This window comes from Pseudomonas agarici (assembly GCF_900109755.1).
Lineage (GTDB): Bacteria > Pseudomonadota > Gammaproteobacteria > Pseudomonadales > Pseudomonadaceae > Aquipseudomonas > Aquipseudomonas agarici.
In genome coordinates this window covers 37,589-53,257 of sequence record NZ_FOAR01000015.1, presented here as the reverse complement: position 1 = coordinate 53,257, position 15,669 = coordinate 37,589, and the positions used below count along the sequence as shown (strand labels likewise).

The following is a 15,669-nucleotide window of genomic DNA, read 5'->3' as shown; positions in this document are numbered from 1 at the left end:
TGATGAATAGGCCTTTTCCCGCAACAAAAACCGCTGTGCTCGAACAACCCAGGACTGCGATCACCGAGCTGTGGCGTCCGGCGCTGGTACAAGCCTTCGTCAAGCTCGACCCGCGCCAGTTGCAACGTGCGCCAGTCATGCTAGTGGTGGAGTTGACCGCGATCCTGACCACGATCCTCTGTCTCGTGCCCGATACGGCCGTGCCGACCTACGTGTCCGCGCAGATTGCCCTCTGGTTGTGGTTCACCGTGCTCTTCGCCAACTTCGCCGAGGCCCTCGCCGAAGGTCGCGGCAAGGCTCGCGCCGACAGCCTCAAGGCCGGCAGCGAAGGCCTCAGTGCCCGTCGGCGCACAGCCGATGGCAGCTATCAGGTGGTTTCTGCCACCGGCCTGCGCAACGGCGACGTGGTACGTGTCGAAGCCGGGGAGATGATTCCCGGTGACGGTGAGGTGATCGAAGGCATTGCGGCGGTCAACGAGGCGGCGATTACCGGTGAATCGGCGCCGGTGATCCGCGAGTCCGGTGGTGACCGTTCAGCCGTGACCGGCAACACCCGGCTGGTTTCCGACTGGTTGCTGGTGCGCATCACTGCCAACCCCGGTGAGTCGACCGTGGACCGCATGATCGCCTTGGTGGAAGGTGCCAAGCGCCAGAAGACCCCCAATGAAGTTGCGTTGGACATTCTGTTGATCGGTCTGACGCTGATCTTTCTGTTGGTGGTGGTGACCCTGCAGCCGTTCGCCCACTTCGCCGGCGGCAAGCTGCCGCTGGTGTTCCTGGTGGCGCTGCTGGTGACCTTGATCCCGACCACCATCGGTGGCCTGCTGTCGGCTATCGGTATCGCCGGGATGGATCGCCTGGTGCGCCTGAACGTGATCGCCAAGTCCGGTCGAGCGGTGGAAGCCGCCGGTGACGTGCATGTGCTGCTGCTGGACAAGACGGGCACCATCACCTTCGGTAACCGTCGTTGCGCCGCGATTCACCCCGCGCACGGCGTGCATGTCCGTGAGCTGGCCGAGGGGGCTTTGTTGGCCTCGCTGGCCGACGACACCGCTGAAGGTAAGTCGATCGTCGAATACCTGCGTGACCTTTATCCACAACAGGAACCCGCCTCCACGGAACTGACCGCCGTGCCGTTCAGTGCCGAGACACGGTTGTCGGGTGTCGACCATCAAGGCCAGGTCTATCGCAAGGGCGCGGTGGATTCGCTGTTGAGCTTCATCGGCCAGAAGCGCGGCGACTTGCAAGCGGCGCTGTCTCAGGAGATCGACAAGATCGCCCAGAGCGGCGGTACGCCATTATTGGTTTGTGCCAATGACAAGCTGCTCGGTGCCATCCACCTCAAGGACGTGGTCAAACCAGGGATTCGTGCGCGTTTTGCCGAGCTACGCCAACTGGGGATTCGCACCGTCATGGTGACCGGCGACAACCCGCTGACGGCGGCGGCGATTGCCGCGGAAGCCGGGGTCGACGATGTGCTGGCCGAAGCCACGCCGGAGAAGAAACTGGCGCGCATCCGCTTGGAACAGAACGACGGTCGCTTGGTCGCAATGTGCGGTGACGGTGTCAACGACGCTCCGGCGCTGGCCCAGGCCGACGTGGGCATGGCGATGAACGACGGCACCCAGGCCGCGCGGGAAGCGGCGAACATGGTCGACCTCGACAGCGATCCGACCAAGTTGCTGGACGTGGTGCAGATCGGTAAGGAACTGTTGGTAACCCGTGGTGCGCTGACCACTTTCTCGATTGCCAACGACGTGGCCAAGTATTTCGCGATCCTGCCAGCCTTGTTCGCGGCAATTTATCCACAGCTCGGGGTGCTCAACATCATGCACCTGGCCAGTCCCCAGAGTGCGATTCTTTCGGCGATCGTGTTCAACGCTCTGATCATTGTGGTGCTGATCCCGCTGGCGCTGCGCGGTGTGCGGGTGCAGGCGGCGAGCGCGGCACACCTGCTGCGGCGCAACCTGCTGATCTACGGTCTGGGTGGGATTGTGGTGCCGTTCGTGGGCATCAAGGCCATCGACCTGCTGTTGACGGCGTTGCGGCTGGCGTAGTGCGTTTCCCCCGCTGGGTGTCGGCAGGCCGGCACTCGCAGGGGGTGTACCTCCCCTGAATTCGAGGAATTGAACATGTCTAGTGTGTGGCGCCCGGCCTTGAGCCTGTTGCTGTTGATGACCCTGATGACCGGTGTCGCCTATCCCCTGGCGGTGACTGGCGTGGCCCAGATAGTTTTCCCGAGCCAGGCCAATGGCAGCCTGGTACGCGATGCCGATGGCAAGGTGCGCGGTTCGGCCCTGATCGCCCAGGATTTCAGCGGCGATGGCTGGTTTCACCCGCGTCCCTCGGCGGTGGCCTTCGCGACCGTGGCCAGTGGTGCGAGCAACCTGTCGCCGAGCAACCCGGCGCTGGCCACGCGGATTTTCGCTGATGCGACCACGCAGGCCGTGCCCGGCCAAGGGCCGGTGCCGCTGGCATCGCTGACCACTTCCGGCAGTGGCCTCGATCCGCACTTGCCACCGGCGGCGGTTCGCTATCAACTGGCGCGGGTAGCGCAGGCGCGCAATCTGCCGGCGGCGACCCTCGAGGAACTGCTGGAGGCGCAGATCGAACAGCCGTTGGTTGGCCCGCCGGTGGTCAACGTGCTTGCATTGAATGCGGCGCTGGTCGATATCTCCAAGTGAGTTGTTCATTGTTCCCACGCGGAACGGGGAACAATGAAGACAATTGATGATGGGAACCCCGAGATGAGTGATTCCGGTCGCGCCGACGCGCTGTTAGCAGAACTGCCCCGCGACGGTCGTGGCCGGCTCAAGGTGTTTCTCGGTGCCGCTCCTGGCGTGGGCAAGACCTATGCGATGCTGCTGGCCGCCCACAGTCAGTTGCGTCAGGGTGTGCAATTGATCGCCGGGGTGGTGGAAACCCATGGGCGGGCCGAGACCGAGGCACTGCTCGGCGGCTTGGTGCAACAACCCCTGCTGCGGTCCGAATACCGTGGCGTGGTGCTCGAGGAACTAGACCTTGACGGTCTGCTCAAGGCCAGGCCGAAACTGGTGTTGGTCGATGAACTGGCCCACAGCAACGCCCCCGACAGCCGCCACGTCAAACGCTGGCAGGATGTCCAGGAGCTGATGGCGGCCGGTATCGACGTCTTCACCACGGTCAATGTCCAGCACCTGGAAAGCCTCAATGACCAGGTGCGCGGCATCACCGGGGTGCAGGTGCGTGAGACCGTGCCCGACTGGGTCCTGCAGGAAGCCGATGAATTACTGCTGATCGACCTGCCACCACGGGAGTTGCTGGAGCGCCTGCGCGACGGCAAGGTTTATGTGCCGGAGTTGGCGCGGGCGGCGATCGATGCGTTCTTCACCCAGACCAACCTCACTGCCCTGCGTGAGCTGGCCATGCAGACAGCCGCGGCCCAGATCGACAACGATTTGGCCCAGGGCTACCGGACCCGCGGCGAGGCCGCGCCGGCCATCCGTGGGCGGCTGCTGGTGGGGGTGGATGGCGATGCTCAGGCCGAGCGCTTAGTTCGCCATGCCAGCCGGGTCGCTCAGCGCCGACACCTGCCTTGGAGCCTGGTGCATGTGGATAACGGCAGGGCGCGTGACGAGCCGTCGCGCCTGCGCCTGCAAAGTGCTCAGCAACTGGCGGAACGGCTGGGCGGCGAGGTGGTGCAACTGCGGGCCGGTGAAGTGGCCAGGACGCTGATCCAGCATGCAACTGAACGCCGTGCCAGCCTGGTGCTGGTCGGGCAGTCGCGCCAGCGCCTGCGTCGTCGCCTGTTCGGCGGTGGCCTGGCGGCGCGGCTGTTGCGCAATGCCCCGGGCTTGGAAATCAACGTCTTGGGCAGCCAGGAAGAACAACGTCAGCCGCGTGTGCGAGAGCCGCAGAGCGTGGTCTGGCTCGACTACCTGTTGGCGCTGTTGGCGACGGTCTTGGCCAGTACCCTGGCCTGGGCCGTGGCCGGTGTGTTGCCGTTGCCGAATATCTCGCTGGTATTTCTTGCCGCCGTATTGCTGGTGGCGGTTCGCAGCAGCCTCGGCCCGTCCCTGGCTTGTGCGGTGCTGTCATTCCTGACCTATGACTTCCTGTTTATTCCGCCGAATTTTTCCTTTGCGATTCAGCGTGAAGAGGATGTGCTGACGCTGCTGTTCTTCCTGATGATGGCGGCGCTCACCGGTAACCTGGCGGCGCGTCAGCGGCGGCAGTTGCAAGCCCTGCGCGATACCCAGGAAGAAACCAGCGAGCTGCTCGACTTGTCGCGCAAGCTGACGGCTGCCACCGACCGTCAGGCGGTGATCAGCGCCGCGTCGCAACACCTCAGCGGCTGGGAAGAGCTGGAACTGTGCCTGCTCAATCGCGACGGCCAGAGTGGCTGGAAGGTCGAGACCGGCGGACCGCTACGGTTTTCCGAGCCCGAGCGCGCGGCGGCCGACTGGGCCTGGCAGCACAATCAGCCGGCCGGGATGGGCACGAGTACTTTGCCCTCCGGTAGCTGGTGGTGGTGGCCATTGTCGGTGGAAGAGGGGCCGCTGGCGCTGCTCGGTGTTCGTCCGCGAGAAGGCCAGCCGCTCACGGGCCAGCGCCGTCGCCTGCTGGCCGCCCTCAGCCAGCCGTTGGCCCAGGCACTGGCGCGGGCACAATTGGCCGACGATCTTGAGGCGGCGCGCTTGCACGGAGAAACCGAGCAGTTGCGTAGTGCCTTGCTGGCATCGGTGTCCCACGACCTGCGCACCCCGTTGACCTCAATGCGCGGCAGTATCGACAGTCTGTTGGCGTTGGGCGAAGCGATTCCCCTGGAGGACCGCCGGGAACTGCTGGAGGGCACCCGCGACGAGGCCGAGCGGCTGGACCGGTATATCCAGAACCTGCTGGACATGACGCGCCTGGGCCATGGCGCGCTGAAACTGGCCCGGGACTGGGTATCGCCTGCGGACATCGTCGCCAGTGCGCTGAACCGGTTGCGGACGGTCCTCGCGCCGTTGCAGGTGAGCACCGAGGTACCGGCCGAGTTGCCGTTGCTCTACGTGCATGCGGCGCTGATCGAACAGGCACTGATCAATGTCATGGAAAACGCCGCGCGCTTTTCTGTGCAGCATGGCCGCCTGCAGGTGCGTGCCGGGGTGATCGGCGGCGAGCTGTTCTTTGCCGTCAGCGACGAAGGTCCGGGAATCCCGGAGGATGAGCGGGCGAAGATTTTCGACATGTTCTACACCGCTGCCCGTGGCGATCGTGGCGGCCAGGGCACAGGCCTGGGGCTGGCAATCTGCCTGGGCATGGTCGGCGCCCACGGCGGGCATATCGAGGTGGATGACGGTATCGCCGGCCGTGGCACCTGTGTGACGTTATTCCTTCCGCTGCGGGAGCAACCGGGATTTGAAAGTGAGGCCTGATATGCTGTGGCGAACCCTCGCCACGATGTTGCAATTATGAGCCAGAGCTCGACCATCCTGGTCATCGACGACGAACCGCAGATTCGCAAGTTCCTGCGTATCAGCCTCGCCTCCCAAGGTTACAAGATACTGGAGGCCGGAACGGGCGCCGAAGGCCTGGCCCATGCGGCGCTGAACAAGCCCGACTTGTTGGTGCTCGACCTCGGCCTGCCGGACATGGACGGTCAGCAGGTGCTGCGCGAGTTTCGCCAATGGTCCACGGCGCCGGTGCTGGTGCTGTCGGTGCGGGCCAGCGAAGGGCAAAAAGTCCAGGCTCTGGACGGTGGTGCCAATGACTATGTGACCAAGCCCTTCGGCATCCAGGAGTTCCTGGCGCGGATCCGTGCACTGTTACGCCAGGCGCCCAACGGGGAAACCCAGGAAGCCGCCTTGAAGTTCGGCCCGTTGACCGTTGACCTGGCCTATCGGCGAGTGCTGCTGGACGGCGCGCAGGTGGCGTTGACGCGCAAGGAGTACGCGGTGCTGGCCCAGTTGGCACGGCATTGCGGGCGAGTGATCACCCAACAGCAACTGCTCAAGGATATCTGGGGACCGACCCATACCGACGACAGTCATTACCTGCGGATCGTAGTGGGCCATCTGCGCCAGAAACTGGCGGACGATCCGACCCGGCCACGCTTTATCGTCACCGAGGCGGGCGTCGGCTATCGCCTGCTCGATAACCAGGACGGAGTGCATCCCGCTGTTTGATCGTGGCCACGCTTTAGTGTGGAGACGGATCAAAATCCAGTCAGCGCCGCTCCTGCTCATAACGATCCATGGTGTCGCGGGCGATCTCGCGACCCAGGGCGATCAGTTCCGGTGCCTTGTAGAACTCGAAGAGCCGGCACACGCGCTTGGGCACGTTGATCAGGATATCCGGCGGATATCCGGCGATCTTGTATTGCGCCAGCGAGGTTTGCATCACCTCGAAACTCTGGTTGATCAGGTCCAGCAGCGAAGCCGGGCCGACGTTGTCGATGATAAATGAACCGGTGGCCGATTTCGGCGCACCCGCAGTTTGAGGGGCCGCCGCAGGTTGCTGGGCATCGGGCTCTGCCGGTTCAAGCCAGGGGTTGGCAATATCCGCGGAGTCGGCGGCGAAGGTCTGCTGTTCGATGCGCAACAGCTCTTCGGCCTGCTTGCGCCGGAAGGGCAGGCGCGAACCCATGGAGCTGAGCAGGTTGTTAAAACGGCTCTTGAAGGCAGGCGGACGCTGGATCACCGGCAGTTGATAGTGCTTCTGGTTGGTCGAGTTGAGGTTGACGGCGATGATCAGGTCGCAGTGGCTGGAAACCACCGGCACAATCGGCAGCGGATTGAGAATGCCACCGTCGACCAACATGCGATTGCCCTGCATCACCGGCGTGAACAGGCTTGGGATCGCCGCCGAAGCGCGCATGGCCTGATGCAGACAACCTTCCTGGAACCAGATCTCCTGCTGGTTGGTCAGGTCGGTGGCGACGGCTGTGTAAGGGATGCGCAGGTCTTCGATATTGATCTCGCCGACGATCTTGCGGATCTGGCCGAAGACCTTTTCGCCACGGATCGCCCCGAGCCGAAAACTCACATCCACCAGGCGCAACACATCGAGATAGTCCAGGCTTTCGATCCACTTGCGGTACTCCTCCAGCTTGCCGGCAGCATAGATGCCACCGACCACCGCGCCCATGGAACAACCGGCGATGCAGGTAATTTCATAACCGCGCCGTTCGATTTCCTCGATCACCCCGATATGGGTATAACCCCGGGCTCCACCTGAGCCCAACACCAATGCGACACGCTTTTTCATCATGGATTCCTTGAACGGTCGGTTACTAACAATGCGCCCATAGGCTGTTGTGGCACAATCGCGAGTGGTCTGCGAACTTAAGCTAACGAACTCACCGTACCGGCCACTGGTTCTGTTGGCCGAGTTCGGCGGGTCGGACGCCTATTGTTCATATTGACTGGCTAAGCTTGTAGAGTAGAGCAAGGCACTTTTTGCCTGGCACACCGTCATAACCTGCACGATTGTTTTTTCTTGAGGTGTCATCGATGAAAGCCTGGATCTGTGTGCCATTGATTGCGTTGGTGTTGGCCGGTTGCGCGGGCAAGACTGCCTATCGCGAGAGCTGCGGTAGCCAGTTGGATGCTGCCTGGCGCGAGCTTGACCTGGCCAAGGCCGAAGGCTTTGCCGGCACCGTCAGTTACTCCAAGGCCCTGTCGTTGTTGACTGGGGCCAAAACCCAGCAACAGTTCGAAGCCTACGAAGGCTGTTCGTCCAAGGCCGAGAAGGCACGCTTCTACATCCGCGAGTCGCGCGCCGGGCGTTGAGCCTCGGGGGATCGTTCCGGCGCTTTGCGTGGGAACGATCAAAAAACCTGTAACATCTGCGGCGTCTCCCCGCGTTTGGATGCCTGCCTATGCGCAGTAAGCTGCAAGCCTGCTTGCAGGCTGTCAACCAAGTGGTATTAGGCAAGGATGCACAGGTTCGCCTGGCCCTCGGCTGTCTTCTGGCCGACGGCCATCTGCTCATCGAAGACCTGCCCGGCATGGGCAAGACGACCCTCAGTCACACCCTGGCCAAGGTCCTCGGCCTGAGCTTCCAGCGTATCCAGTTCACTTCCGATCTGCTGCCCAGCGATATCCTTGGCACTTCGGTATTCGACAAGGACAATGGTTGCTTCGTATTCCACCCCGGGCCGATCTTCGCAGAGCTGGTGCTGGCCGATGAAATCAACCGGGCCACGCCCAAGAGTCAGAGCGCGTTGCTTGAGGCCATGGAAGAAGGGCAGGTGACCATTGAAGGTGCCACCCGCCCGCTGCCTTCGCCGTTCTTTGTGATCGCCACACAAAACCCCACGAGCCAGGGCGGTACCTTTGCCTTGCCCGAGTCGCAGTTGGACCGCTTCCTGATGCGCGTATCCCTCGGCTACCCGTCCAGAGCGGCGGAAAAGGCCCTGTTGCTTGGCGACTCGCGACGAGATTTGTTGCCACGATTGCAGCCTATCCTCAGCCATCACGAACTGGCGGCCTTGCAGCAGGAGGTCAAGCAGGTCCGGGCCAGCGATGCGCTGGTCGACTATGTGCTGCGCTTGGTCGGCGCGACCCGTGGTGACGCGCGGTTTGCCTGGGGACTCTCGCCGAGGGCGAGCCTGGCGATCCTCGCCGCAGCCCGGGCCTGGGCCTTGCTGGCCGGGCGTGATTATGTGATTCCGGAAGATGTCCAGGCCGTGTTGCCGTCTGTGGTCAGTCATCGCCTGCGCGAGCGCGCCGACCCGGCCGGGCAGGGCGGCGGTGTGCTGGCGCAGTGGTTGTTGCGCGAGGTGCCGGTACTTTGATTGGCCAACTGTGGGCCTCCTGGCAGGCCTGGCTGAGCCGGCGCTTGCCGCCCTCGACGCGGATCGAACTGACCCAGCGACGGATCTTCATCATGCCCAACCGCGCCGGCGGTGTATTCGTCGCGTTGCTGTTGCTGATCTTGCTGGTGGCGATCAATTACCAGAACAGCCTGGCCTACGGCTTGTGTTTCCTGCTGTTGTCGGTGTTCGTCGTGGCAATCCTGCACACCTATCGCAACCTGCGGGGCCTGGTGTTGAGCGCCGGCGTCGGGCCGACCGTGTTTGTCGGTGAACAGGCGCGTTTTGTCGTGCGCCTGGAGAGCGCCGGGAAAAGCCACCAGGCGATCCAGTTGGGCTGGTCGAACCCCGCGATGCAGACCGTGGATGTGCTGCCGGGGGGATTTTGCGAAGTGCAATTGACGCGCCCGACACAGGCACGCGGCTGGTTGTCGGCGCCGCGCATCGACGTGTGCAGCAGCTTCCCCCTGGGTATCTTGCAGGCTTGGAGTTGGGTCGATCTTGGCCAGCAGGCCATGGTTTATCCACAGCCTCTGGAAGGCGAATTACCGATCCTGCCTGGTGTGTCCGACGATGAACAGGATGAAGGCACGCGGGCTTACGGGCCAGGTGTCGACGATTACCAGGGTTTGAAGTCCTATCAGCCCGGCGATTCCTGGCGACGGCTGCACTGGAAGGCCTATTCTCGTGGACAGGGGCTGCTGATCAAGGACTTTGCCCGCCTTGAGGGGCAGGAGTTCTGCCTGGATTTCCTGGCGCTGGATGGGGATGTCGAACAGCGTCTGTCGCGCCTGTGCTATTGGGTGTTGGAGTTGTCTCGGCGGCAGGAGCCGTTCGCCTTGAAATTGCCCGGTCAACGACTGGCCATGGACTGCGGCGCGGCCCACTGTGAGTTATGCCTGCGAGCCCTTGCCTTGTTCGGGAACGGTTCATGAGCCGTGCGCCGCCGATTTCCCGGGCCAGTCTGGTCTGGCTGCTGGTGGCCCAGGCCCTGGTGATGTTGCCGTTCTGGCTACACGTGCCACTGTGGATGGTCGCGTTCTGGCTCGGCTGCACGCTCTGGCGCATCCAGGTTTACCGCATGCGGGCGCGGTTTCCTGGCAAGGTAGTGGACGTCCTGCTGCTGGTCGCGACCATCGCGGGCATCTGGCTTTCGCGCAAGAGCCTGATCGGCCTGGATGCTGGCGCGGTGCTGTTGGTGGCGATGTTTATCCTCAAACTGGTGGAGACCCGGACCCGCCGCGATGCGCTGGTGCTGATCTTCCTTGGGTTGTTTTGCGTGGCGGTGGCCTATCTGTTCGAGGACGGCCTGCCATGGGCGATCTATAGCCTGTTGTCGATCGGCACCTTGCTGGCGGCCCTGATCGGTTTGCAGCAAGGCCCAGGCACCCGGCCGGCGGCCACCTTGAAGCTGGCCGCGACCCTGCTGGCGCAGGCCTTGCCATTGATGCTTCTGTTGTTCCTGCTGTTCCCGCGCATGGCCCCGTTGTGGTCCTTGCCACTGCCGGGCGACAAGGGCGTGACCGGGCTTTCGGAAAGTATGTCCCCCGGAGAGGTGGCCGAGCTTGGGCGTTCCGCCGAACTGGCATTGCGTGCGAGTTTCGATGGTCCGCTACCGCCGCGCCAGGAGTTGTACTGGCGGGCTCTGACCCTGGAGCAGTTCGACGGCCAGCGTTGGAGTCAATCGCCAGGAGTGTCCTCCAGTCCGGCGCCGAAATGGCAAGCCAGTGGCGCATCCTGGCGCTACAGCGTGATCCTGCAACCGAGTGGCAAGCCCTGGCTGCCGACGCTGGATGTGGCCAGCAGCGATCAGGAGGATGTGCGTCAACTGGCGGACTACCGCCTGCAGCGCCAGCGCCCGGTGCAGCAGGCACTGATGTATCGGGCCAGCTCCTGGCCGCAGGTGCTACGCGATCCCCAGCTCAACGAGCGGGCTCGCCGTCAGGCCCTGCAGTTGCCTGCCCAGGGTGATCCGCGGACCCGTCAGTGGGCCGCCGAACTGCGCCAGCGTTATCCACAGCCCGCGGCATTGGTGGCAAGGCTACTCCAACATTTTCGCGACGAACCGTATCGCTACACCCTCAAACCGCCGATCCTGGGCACAAACAGCATCGATGACTTCCTGTTCGACAGTCGCCAGGGTTTCTGCGCGCACTTTGCCGGCGCCATGACCTACGTGCTGCGCGCTGCGGGAATCCCGGCGCGAGTGGTAGCCGGTTACCAGGGCGGCGAGTTGAACCCGGCGGGCAATTTCCTCACAGTACGCCAGTACGACGCCCATGCCTGGGTGGAATACTGGCAGGTCGGGCAGGGGTGGCGCCGTGTCGATCCGACCTACGCCGTGGCGCCAGAGCGGATCGATCAGGGTCTGGAGCAAGCCCTGGCGGCGAATGAGGGCGTATCCGAGGCTTCGGTATTCTCGCCGTTGCGTTACCGCCAGGTGATCTGGTTCAACGAGTTGCGCTTGGGCTGGGATAATCTCAACTATGGCTGGCAGCGCTGGGTCCTGGGGTATCAGGGCGAGCAGCAGTTCAAACTCATGGGGCGCCTGTTCGGCGATCTCGCCGGGCTGATATTGCCGATCGGCTTGGTGCTGGTTCTCGCGCTGCTGTCGTTATGGCTGTTGCGGCCCTGGCGGGCCGAGGCCGACCCGCCGCTACGGCTGTTCGCCGCCTTTGAGAAACTGCTGGCACGCCATGGCCTGGTGCGCGAGCCGGGTGAGGGGCCTGCTGCGTTCGCCGAGCGCGCGGCCCGGCAGTTGCCGCGTCAGGCCGACCTTATTCGCGAGTTCGCTCAGCTGTTCATCAGGCAGCGCTATGCTGAACAGATCCCGTCGATGGATGCATTGCAACAAGCGTTGCGATCATTGCGTCGCAGTCTTGGAAGTTCGATTGGGGAGTGAGTGTCGATGTCGGTCCTGGTAGATCGCTTGGTGGCTCGGGTGCTGGGCCTGGAAGTACGGTTGTTGGCCTGTCATGCGCGGGTAGATGCGCTGACCGATAACGAGGGGCTGCATGACCTGCGCATCACTGTCCGGCGGCTGCGCAGCCTGTTGCGGCCATTGCGCGGATGGCCGGGGGTCGAGCAACTGGAACAGGCGGCGGCCGAGGTGGGACGATTGACCACGCCGATTCGCGACCGTGAGGTGCTGGCGGCTTATCTGCATGGGCAGGGCCGTCATATCGCCGCTGCACGACGTACCGCGCAATTGTCCGAGGACTACTGGAAAGTGGCCGGCAGCGATGAGCTGAAGAAGCTCTTTGGCATGCTCGATGCTTTCCCCCGTTTTTTGCGCGCTTCTCAGTACCAGGGGTTGCTCAAGGGCGTGCGCAAACGCATCGAAAAGCGTCTGGCGAAACAGTGGGATGCCCTCGACAAAGCCTTGCATGACCCAATGCACAATCGCCATCGTCTGCGCCTGCTGATCAAGCGGGTGCGTTACGCCGCCGAGGCCTACCCGGAGCTGGATCGCCTGCCGGCGCCGGCATTGAAGCACCTCAAGACGGCTCAGCAGGCTCTTGGCGATTGGCATGATTGCTGGCAGTGGCTGTTGCAGGCCGAGCAACAGCAGGATCTGCAACCTAGCGTGGCGGGTTGGCGCAGCGCTATGGCGCGGGCTGAAAGCAAGGCCGATCGAGTGCTTGATCGCCTGAGCGAAAGCTGTTTCGACTGACCTGTGTGGCAAGCTGGTCGGCCGGTATGGATGCTACGTCCCGAGAGTCGAGTGGTAGAGGTTTATCACCGCCCTGGTTTCGATCAGCGAAGCTCATGACGCTCGAAATCGTCAAGGATGCCTGCACGGGCCAAGTGAGCCGCTACAAAAAGACTCAGGCCTGGAGTGTATGCCCCTTCTGCTTGAGGCTATAGGCCGCCGCCAGGCCGATCACGCCGATGGCGACAGTGGTCGGATCTTCGCTGAACACGCCCGAAGCGACCAGCAGAAAGGCCAGCGCAAAGAGAATCATCGAGAGCAGCCGCATGCCTTCGCGGGTGCCGTCGTTCGACGTATTCGGCGCCACACGCCATTGCCAGGCAGGCAGATTGGGATGAGGTTTGCCCATGGCTATGCTCCTTGGTAGATGCTTTCGATAAACCAAAGATAGGCCGAACAAACCCTGGCGGCGAATCAACTTTTGCTATCGATTCTATAGCTTGAGCGGGTCGATGATTTTGCTCAATTCAACGGTCAGAGTCACCCGTTTATTGTGAGTGGTGGCCGAGTCCGGTGCCTGTTGCGCATGACATGAATCACACAATCGAAGGTAAGCCGAAGAAGCTCCGGGCGCAGGCGGTGCTATGGGCGGCCAGCTCGGTTTCGCTTACACCGCAATGCAGCGCCACTTCCCGCAGCACTTCGGTCAGGTAGGCCGGTTCGTTGCGGCCGTTTTTCGGTTTCGGTCGCAGGCTGCGGGGTAACAGGTACGGTGCGTCGCTTTCGAGCATCAGGCGTTCGCGGGGGATTTCCTTCACCAGCCGATGCAGATGAGTGCCACGGCGCTCGTCGCAGATCCAACCGGTGATGCCGATATGCAGGTCCAGGTCGAGGTAGCTGAACAAGGCCTGTTGTTCGCCCGTGAAACAATGCACCACGGCGGCGGGGAGGTGGTCGCGGTAGTCACGCAGAATCTCCAGAAGGCGCGGGTTGGCGTCGCGCTCATGGAGGAACACCGGCAACTGCAACTCCACCGCCAGAGCCAGGTGTTCCTCGAGGACTTTTTCCTGCTGCGGGCGTGGGGAAAAATCCCGGTTGAAATCCAGCCCGCACTCACCGACCGCACAAACGTTGGGCTCCTTGAGCAGAGCTTTCAGACGAGTGGCGCTGTCAGTTGTCCAGTCACTGGCGCAATGGGGGTGGATACCGGCGGTGGTAAACAGCCGGCGACCGCTTTCGTCCAGTGTCCGGCATAGCTCCAGGGCCTGCTCGGAGCCCTCGATGCTGGTGCCGGTCAGGATCAACTGACAGACCCCGGCGGCATAGGCGCGATCCAGTATTTCCTGGTGTTTTCCGGCAAAACTGGGGTTGGTCAAGTTGACGCCGATATCAATGAGTTGCATGGTGCTACCTCAGGCCACAGGCCGCAAAGCATATCAGAGCGGTAGATTTATAATAAAAACCAAGAACTACAACGAGTTGTGACTGTCCTTTTAAGCTTGAAGAAAGCATCGATTGGTTTCGCGTTCGTCGCTGTGCCAGTCTTTCGCACTTTTTCGCGTTCATAAAGACACTCGATTTCTGTCGCTCCTTATTCAAGTCATGACGCTTGAGGTGAGACGGTATTCTTTCCGGAGAACGGATGAAGCAACCTTCGCTATTGCTCCTGCTGTGCCTGTTCTGGCTGCTACCGTCGCCTGCGCTTGCGCGTCTGACCGGACCATTGGAAATCGGCCAGCCGAGCCAGGTTCGCGACCTGGCGCAGATTCGCGATAGCCGGGTCTTGCGGGTGCTGGTCAACCAGAGTCGTAACAGTTCCGGGGAAGTCGAGGGCGAAGCGATCGGGGTCGAGTACCATCGGCTGCGTGCGTTTGAGCTGTATCTCAACGGATATGCCCGCGACCAGCGGGAAATCACCCTCAAGATCATTCCCAAGGCCAAGGACCAATTGCTCGGGGCGTTGCAGCGCGGGGAAGGGGACCTGGTCGCTCCCGGTGAGTTGCTCGAAGCGCAGCCCAGGCAGGTGGTGAGTGCCAGCAAGCCAATCGGTAATCCAGTGCCCTTGCGGCTGGTGGGACTCAAGGGCGAAAAGCGTTTTACCCGGTTCGAACAACTTTCCGGTCGAACCCTGGCCCTGACCGCTGGCAGCGCCGCTGCTGACGCGGTGAACCAGATCAACCAGAAGCTGGCGCTACGCAAGCTGGCGCCGGTGAAGATCGAATGGGTCGATCCGAGCCTTGCCGTGGAAGATGTACTGGAGATGGTCCAGGGCGGTATCTTCCACCTGACCGTCGTCGAACAGCCAATTGCCGAGCGTTGGGCCAAGATCATGCCCAAATTGCGTTTTGACAAACAGGTGCTGGTCGGCGAGGCGGGGCAGATGCACTGGTTCGTGCGGCCTGATGCGCCGATGCTGCTGGCCAGCGTCGACCGCTTTTTCAAGACTTATCAATCCCCTTCCGACCAGGACGCGGCTTTCCTGCGGGTCTACCGACGTCTGTACCAAGTGCATTATCCCCTGGCTAAGTCGGATCGGCAAAAGCTCGAAAAGCTGCGACCGGTGTTGCAGCGCCACGCCCGGGCCCAGGGTATCGACTGGTTGGACCTGGCGGCACTGGCGTTCAAGGAGTCGACACTGGACCCCAATGCCGATGGCGCAAGCGGTGCCACCGGACTGTTACAGATCACTCCGTCGGCGGCGCAGCGGGTGGGCGTCGGCAATATCCAGAATGTCGATAACAACGTACAGGCCGGGGCCAAGTACCTGGCGATGATCCGCCGCCAGTTCTTCTCCAGCCCCAAGCTCAACGAACGCGAACGCATGGCCTTTGTCCTGGCGGCGTACAACATGGGACCGGAGCGGGTCCAAGCCATGCGTGCCGAAGCCCGCCGACGTGGCCTGAACGCCAACCAATGGTTCTTCCAGGTCGAACGTGTAGCGATGGAACAGATGGGAATGGCCTCGGTCAACTATGTGAACAGCGTGAACAAGTACTACCTGGCGTTCGACCGCGAGCGCCAATCCCTGGAAGGCCATGCGCTGGAAAGCAATGAGCAGAAAGGTGCCTCGCGCAAGTAATGGACCAATTCGATTGCCATGCAGCGGGTTTTTTTTCGTTGGGCACGATTCTTGACAGCGGCCCGCGGGGTTCTCTAGGATATTGATTATGCGCCGATTTAAACAGCTACTTGCGGGGCGCCAGGAGAGTCGCACGCTCTCCGACAGAAGCTTGATCCA

13 protein-coding genes are annotated in these 15,669 nt (G+C 62.4%); 10 read left to right on the top strand and 3 right to left on the bottom strand.

Features of this window, described 5'->3' with window-relative positions; genetic code table 11:
* Positions 1–2: 2 nt before the first annotated feature.
* The 4 genes from kdpB (at position 3) to BMX68_RS15030 (ending at position 6,149) form a co-directional block, all read left to right on the top strand.
* A complete protein-coding gene (gene kdpB, locus BMX68_RS15045) occupies positions 3–2,057 on the top strand; it encodes a potassium-transporting ATPase subunit KdpB (RefSeq protein ID WP_026013280.1) in 2,055 nt (684 codons plus the stop codon).
* Positions 2,058–2,132: 75 nt separating this feature from the next.
* Positions 2,133–2,684, top strand: coding sequence for a potassium-transporting ATPase subunit KdpC (gene kdpC / locus BMX68_RS15040; protein WP_017132959.1), 552 nt, complete (start codon positions 2,133–2,135; stop codon positions 2,682–2,684).
* Between the two features lie 63 nt (positions 2,685–2,747).
* Positions 2,748–5,399, top strand: coding sequence for a DUF4118 domain-containing protein (locus BMX68_RS15035; RefSeq protein ID WP_017132958.1), 2,652 nt, complete (start codon positions 2,748–2,750; stop codon positions 5,397–5,399).
* Positions 5,400–5,435: 36 nt separating this feature from the next.
* The gene (locus BMX68_RS15030; RefSeq protein ID WP_017132957.1) at positions 5,436–6,149 is read left to right on the top strand and encodes a response regulator; all 714 of its coding nucleotides are present in this window, start codon (positions 5,436–5,438) and stop codon (positions 6,147–6,149) included.
* A gap of 40 nt (positions 6,150–6,189) precedes the next feature.
* Here BMX68_RS15030 and BMX68_RS15025 read toward each other — a convergent pair whose 3' ends face one another.
* Positions 6,190–7,230 carry a patatin-like phospholipase family protein gene (locus tag BMX68_RS15025; protein ID WP_017132956.1) on the bottom strand — a complete coding sequence of 347 codons (1,041 nt, stop codon included), beginning with the start codon at positions 7,228–7,230 and terminating at the stop codon, positions 6,190–6,192.
* A gap of 245 nt (positions 7,231–7,475) precedes the next feature.
* On the opposite strand from BMX68_RS15025, the gene BMX68_RS15020 reads away from it, so the two are divergent.
* From BMX68_RS15020 to BMX68_RS15000, 5 genes are all read left to right on the top strand, one after another.
* Entirely contained in the window at positions 7,476–7,754 is a 279-nt protein-coding gene (locus tag BMX68_RS15020) for a hypothetical protein (RefSeq protein WP_017132955.1), read from the top strand.
* Positions 7,755–7,843: 89 nt separating this feature from the next.
* Positions 7,844–8,761, top strand: coding sequence for an AAA family ATPase (locus tag BMX68_RS15015; protein WP_017132954.1), 918 nt, complete (start codon positions 7,844–7,846; stop codon positions 8,759–8,761).
* On the top strand, positions 8,731–9,714 hold the full coding sequence (locus BMX68_RS15010; protein WP_026013279.1) for a DUF58 domain-containing protein: 984 nt from the start codon (positions 8,731–8,733) through the stop codon (positions 9,712–9,714). The genes BMX68_RS15015 and BMX68_RS15010 overlap by 31 nt, the downstream gene beginning before the upstream one ends.
* Positions 9,711–11,681: a transglutaminase TgpA family protein gene (locus BMX68_RS15005; RefSeq protein WP_074862336.1), complete on the top strand. Its 1,971-nt coding sequence runs from the start codon at positions 9,711–9,713 to the stop codon at positions 11,679–11,681. The genes BMX68_RS15010 and BMX68_RS15005 overlap by 4 nt, the downstream gene beginning before the upstream one ends.
* A 6-nt stretch (positions 11,682–11,687) precedes the next feature.
* The gene (locus tag BMX68_RS15000) at positions 11,688–12,452 is read left to right on the top strand and encodes a CHAD domain-containing protein (protein WP_017132950.1); all 765 of its coding nucleotides are present in this window, start codon (positions 11,688–11,690) and stop codon (positions 12,450–12,452) included.
* A 154-nt stretch (positions 12,453–12,606) separates the two neighbouring features.
* Here the strand turns inward: BMX68_RS15000 and BMX68_RS14995 are convergent, their stop codons facing one another.
* Together BMX68_RS14995 and BMX68_RS14990 are read right to left on the bottom strand one after the other, a co-directional pair.
* Positions 12,607–12,840 carry a hypothetical protein gene (locus BMX68_RS14995; protein ID WP_017132949.1) on the bottom strand — a complete coding sequence of 78 codons (234 nt, stop codon included), beginning with the start codon at positions 12,838–12,840 and terminating at the stop codon, positions 12,607–12,609.
* A gap of 187 nt (positions 12,841–13,027) precedes the next feature.
* Positions 13,028–13,834, bottom strand: a complete 807-nt coding sequence (locus BMX68_RS14990) for a TatD family hydrolase (RefSeq protein ID WP_060783413.1) — start codon at positions 13,832–13,834, stop codon at positions 13,028–13,030.
* A 239-nt stretch (positions 13,835–14,073) separates the two neighbouring features.
* On the opposite strand from BMX68_RS14990, the gene BMX68_RS14985 reads away from it, so the two are divergent.
* Complete coding sequence (locus BMX68_RS14985) at positions 14,074–15,510, top strand: MltF family protein (RefSeq protein WP_017132947.1); 1,437 nt, start codon at positions 14,074–14,076, stop codon at positions 15,508–15,510.
* The last annotated feature ends 159 nt before the right edge of the window (positions 15,511–15,669 follow it).